The 4,844-nt window shown below is 74.8% G+C and carries 3 protein-coding genes and 2 pseudogenes; 4 read left to right on the top strand and 1 reads right to left on the bottom strand.

All coding sequences use genetic code 11. From position 1 onward, the window contains the following. Nucleotides 1–97: 97 nt before the first annotated feature. The 4 genes and pseudogenes from AB0F10_RS44215 to AB0F10_RS44200 form a co-directional block, all read left to right on the top strand. Nucleotides 98–547, top strand: a pseudogene (locus tag AB0F10_RS44215) (efflux transporter periplasmic adaptor subunit); the annotation flags it as partial. After that, entirely contained in the window at nucleotides 544–1,245 is a 702-nt protein-coding gene (locus AB0F10_RS44210; protein ID WP_360640322.1) for an ABC transporter ATP-binding protein, read from the top strand. The pseudogene AB0F10_RS44215 and the gene AB0F10_RS44210, both read left to right, overlap by 4 nt. Continuing rightward, complete coding sequence (locus tag AB0F10_RS44205) at nucleotides 1,242–2,426, top strand: ABC transporter permease (protein WP_360640319.1); 1,185 nt, start codon at nucleotides 1,242–1,244, stop codon at nucleotides 2,424–2,426. Before AB0F10_RS44210 ends, AB0F10_RS44205 begins: the two co-directional genes overlap by 4 nt. A 132-nt stretch (nucleotides 2,427–2,558) precedes the next feature. Beyond that, nucleotides 2,559–3,620, top strand: a complete 1,062-nt coding sequence (locus AB0F10_RS44200; RefSeq protein WP_360640316.1) for a GGDEF domain-containing protein — start codon at nucleotides 2,559–2,561, stop codon at nucleotides 3,618–3,620. On the opposite strand, the pseudogene AB0F10_RS44195 reads toward AB0F10_RS44200, so the two are convergent. Continuing rightward, nucleotides 3,592–4,844: pseudogene (locus tag AB0F10_RS44195) on the bottom strand (hypothetical protein); the annotation flags it as partial. The gene AB0F10_RS44200 and the pseudogene AB0F10_RS44195 overlap by 29 nt on opposite strands.

Below are 4,844 nucleotides of genomic sequence, written 5' to 3'. Positions count from 1 at the left end.
TGTGGCTTGCCACGCGTGTTCCTCCCACTCGGATCGTCCGGCACGTTCCTGCCGGTGGAAAGGAAGTCGATTCACCATGGCTACGGTCACCTATGCCGACGTGCTGCTCGTCGAGCCCGGCGGCCGGGCCACCGCGGAGCTGGACGCCGCCACGGGAGCCACCTACCAGGCGACCGTGCGGGCCGTCGACCTGCTGCCCACCACCTCCGCCCGCGGCGGGGTGTCCTACCGGGTCCGCCTCGTCCTCGGCCGGGGCCGCTACGCCGACGGCCGGACCGCGCCGACCCCGCGACCCGGGATGAGCGCCATCGTGCGCCTTCAGGTGCGCCAGGCCACCGGCGCGGTGACCGTGCCGGCGTCGTCGATCGTCTCCGCAGACGGCCACGACACGGTGTGGGCGGTCCGCGGCGGGCACGCCGAGCGGGTCCCGGTCACCCTCGGCGTGCAGGGCGAGGACGTCGTGCAGGTGGTCTCCGGCATCACCGCCGGCCAGCAGGTCGTCGTCGGCGGCGCGGACCAGGTCAGCGCCGGGCAGACCTTGCCGTGAGCCCCGCGCCCGCGATAGTCGCCGTCGACGTCACCCGGACGTACCAGCTCGACGGGGTCTCCGTTGCCGCCCTCCGCGGGGTCTCGCTGACCGTCCCCGAGGGCGACTACCTGTCGATCGTCGGCACCTCCGGCTCCGGCAAGTCCACCCTCATGCACCTGCTCGGCGGGCTCGACCGGCCCACCGGCGGCACGCTGCTGATCGGCGGCCGCGACGTGGCAACGCTCTCGCCGCCGGAGATGGCCCGGCTGCGCAACGAGACCATCGGCTTCGTCTTCCAGTCGTTCCACCTGCTCGCCCGCACCACCGCCCGCGACAACGTCGCCCTGCCGCTGGTCTACCGCGGCATGGGCCGCCGCGAGCGCCGGGCCCGCGCCGCCGAGATGCTCGATCGGGTCGGCCTGGCCCACCGCCTGGACCACCGGCCCAACCAGATGTCCGGCGGCGAGCAGCAGCGCGTCGCCATCGCCCGCGCCCTGGTCACCGCCCCGTCCGTGCTGCTCGCCGACGAGCCGACGGGCAACCTCGACTCCTCCACCGGGCAGTCGGTGCTCGCCCTGCTCGAGTCCCTGAACGCCGAGGGTGTGGCGATCGTGCTGGTCACCCACGACCGCGAGGTCGCGGACCGGGCCGGCCGGCAGATCGTGATGCGCGACGGCCTGATCGTCGACCCCGCACCCGGGGACGGCGCCGGGTGAGGCTGGCAGAGGCCTGGCGGGTCGCCCTCGACGCGCTGCGCGCCAACCGGCTGCGCAGCGTGCTCACCATGCTCGGCGTCGTCATCGGCGTCGCCGCGGTCGTCGCCCTGGTGGCCATCGGCACCGGCACCAAGCAGCAGATCGAGCAGCAGGTCGAGGGGCTCGGCTCCAACCTGCTCATCGTCGTGCCCGGCCGGCTCGAGGCCGGCTCGGCGCCGTCGGTGTCGACCCTCTCGCTCGACGACGTCGAGGCCGTCGGCCGGGTGGTCGGCGACCCCGGCCGGGTCGCCGTCACCGTCGCCTCCGGCGAGACCGTACGGGCCGGCAGCCGGACCACGTTCGCCAGCATCCAGGGCGTCCTCGAGACCACGCCGACCGTGTTCGTCCGGCACCTGGACCGCGGCAGCTACCTGACCCGCTCCGACGTCAACACGGCACGCCGCGTCGCCGTGCTCGGCGCCGGCGTCGCCGCCCGGCTCTTCGGCGACCGCGACCCGATCGGCCGCCAGATCACCATCGGCGGGGTCCGGTTCCGGGTGATCGGGACGTTCGAGAGGCTGGGCCAGAGCCTCGGCATCGACCGCGACGGCGAGGTGCACATCCCCGTCACCGCCGCGCAGCGCCTGCTCGGTACCGACCGCATCGACGCGCTCGCCATCCGCGCCCCGGACCGCGAACGCATCGACGTCCTCGGCCGCGACGTCGTCGCCACCCTCAGCAAGCGCCACCCCGACAGCGACTTCAGCGCCGTCACCCAGGAACAGATCCTCGGCGTGCTCGGCGACATCCTGGGCGTGCTCACCGGGGTGCTCGCCGCCATCGCCGGGATCAGCCTGCTCGTCGGCGGCGTCGGCGTCTCCAACATCATGCTGGTCTCGGTCCGCGAACGCACCAGGGAGATCGGGCTGCGCAAGGCGGTCGGCGCCCGGCCCCGCGACATCGGCCTGCAGTTCCTGCTCGAGGCCGTCCTGCTCACCACGACCGGCGGCGTCATCGGCATGGCGCTCGGCATCGCCGCAGCGCTGCTCGTCGACCGGCTGTCGCCGGTGCCGGCGGCCGTCAGCTGGTGGTCGCTGGCCCTGGCGTTCGGCGTGTCGGCGCTGGTCGGCATCGTCTTCGGCGTTGTGCCCGCGCAACGGGCCGGGCGACTCGACCCGGTCGTCGCGCTGCGCACCGAATGATCGGACTCGACCGCCGACCGCCACCCGCCGCGCTGCTCCTCCTCGCCGCCATCGTGTCCGTGCAGACCGGGATCCCACCGGGCTGAGGCCCCGAAAGGCTCAACTGGGCTAGCGAGGCGTCGATCGACAGCTGTGCCGCAGACGAGGGACCACTTCGCGTACGAGCTTCGCGACCTGCATGGGGCGTCGCGCTCGATCGTGTACCTGACGCTGGCGGGATCCCCGTACCTGACGGCGGTATCCATCCTGACGTCCCAGGTCAGCGCCGTCGGCCTGCTCTCGAGTGTCTTCATGGGCCTCACCGGCCTCGTCTGCTGGTGGCGGCCCGGGCGGATCCCGCGCCCGTTCTGGTTCGCCGCGCCGCTCATCGCCACCGCGACGATCTCGGTCCTGAACATCGCCAGCCACGACGCCTCCAGCGGCGCGCTGCTCTTCTACCTCTGGCCCGTCCTGTACGCGGCCAACTTCCTCAGCACCCGCGTCCTGTCCCTCAACCTGACGATGGCGTTCGCCGGGGCCGGGCTCACGGTCTTCCCGATCCTGGGACTCCGGGTCGGCCTCGCCGACTGGACCGCCATGGTGCTGGCCATGTCCATGGCCGCCGCCGTCGTGCACACCCTGCGCCGCCGGGCGGACAAGCTGCGCGACGTCCTCGAGCGGCAGGCACACGCCGACCACCTCACCGGCCTGGCGAACCGGCGGTACTTCGACGAGGCCCTCGCCGACGCGGGCGCCTGGGCCCGGAGCACCGGCGGCGAACTGGCGCTGCTCACCGTCGACCTCGACCACTTCAAGGCGATCAACGACACCTTCGGGCACGCGGAGGGCGACCGGGTCCTGCGGGCCGTCGCCACCGCCATGGGCACCGCGGTCGGCAAGGACGGCGTCGCGGCGCGCCTCGGCGGCGACGAGTTCGTCGTGCTGCTGCGCGCGGGCCGGCGCACCGCGCCCGGCGTGGCCGAGGGGCTGTGCGCGGCCGTCGCCGCCCGCACCGACCTGCCCGGCGGCCCGCCGAGCCTGAGCATCGGCGTCGCGGTGCTGCCCGGTGACGCCGGTGACGTCGACGGCCTGGTGGCCGCCTCGGACGCGGCGCTCTACGAGGCGAAGACGTCGGGTCGCGGCCGGGTGGCCGTGGCCGGGCCGGGGCCCGACCTCGGCCTGATGGCTAGCTCTGCTCCTGCTCCGCGTCCTTGACCAGGCCGAGAATCTCGCGCCGCGAGCGCGGGTAGGGCCCCCACCCGTCCCGCAGCACGTGGATGTAGACGGCCTCGAGCGCGACGTCGATGCGCTGCGCCAGCTCCTGATCGCCGGGCAGACCCAGCCGCACGGCGCGCGCGAAGTGATCGAGCGCCTCCATGTGCCGGCCCTGGTCGAAACAGCTGCGCCCGGCGTTCTCGTGCACGACGCTGCGCAGCAGCTCCGGCGCCTCGGCGCTGGCGGCCCGCTCGAACAGCCGGTCGGCCTCCATGTGGTCGCCGCGCAGCCGCAGCACGTGTGCCAGCTCGGCCTGGGCGATGACCATGGCCTGCACGTCCCCCGAGGACTCGGCGTGTGCCAGCGCCAGGCGGCTGGCGGCGGCGGCCATGCCCAGCTCCTCCAGCAGGCGGTAGACCTCCGCCCGTACGCTCAGCAGCCCCGCCTTGGCGACGTTGTCCCGCTCCTCGGAGAGCGGGCCGTCGAGCCGCTCCCCGAGTACGCGCAGGGCGTCCCGGTCGTCCACGACCTCGCGCAGCGTGGCGCCGTCGAGGCGCCAGCGGATCGCGGCCAGATCCTCCGGACCCAGCGGCCCGGTGCCGTCGGTCGCGGCGGGCCTGACCTCGGCGGGCGCCGGATCTGGTACGAGCCGAGCCTCGTCCGGTTCCTCGGCGGCCGGCGGGGTCCGCGGGCCGGAAGCCGGCTCCGGCTCCGGGTCCGCGGGTGCGCCGGCGGGGCCGCCGACCAGCCCGGTGATGTCCAGGTCGAGGACCACGCCGCCGGACTCGTCGTTGCCTTCCTCGTCCTGGCCGGCCGGTTCGATGCCGGGCTCCGCGGCGGTGGGCGTGCCCGGTTCGGTGCCGGTTCCGGGCTTGGCAGTGAACCAGGTCGCGCCGAGGTCCGCATCCGCGTACCTGGGTGGCGCCGTCGGGCCGGAGGTCATCAGGCGGCCGATCGGCACGGCGAACGCGGCCGGGTTCGGGCCGGGGCGGGTCGCCATCGGCACCCCCGAGACCGGGTTGATGCCGCCGTCCGAAGAATCGCCGCCGGCCAGGCGGGCCGCCTCGGCCTCGCGGGCGGCCTGCGCCAGCCGGGTTGCCTCGGCCTGGCGGGCCTCCTCGGCCGCCTGCCGTGCGGCCTCGGCCTCCTGCGCCGCCCGTAGCTGCCGCTCGGCCTCCGCCTGCCGCGCGTCCGCCGCCCGGCGCGCCGCCTCCGCGGGCGGGT

Origin of the sequence: Actinoplanes sp. NPDC026623 (assembly GCF_040638275.1) — a bacterium.
Taxonomy (GTDB): Bacteria; Actinomycetota; Actinomycetes; order Mycobacteriales; family Micromonosporaceae; genus Actinoplanes.
This window is presented reverse-complemented; position numbering and strand designations above follow the sequence as displayed.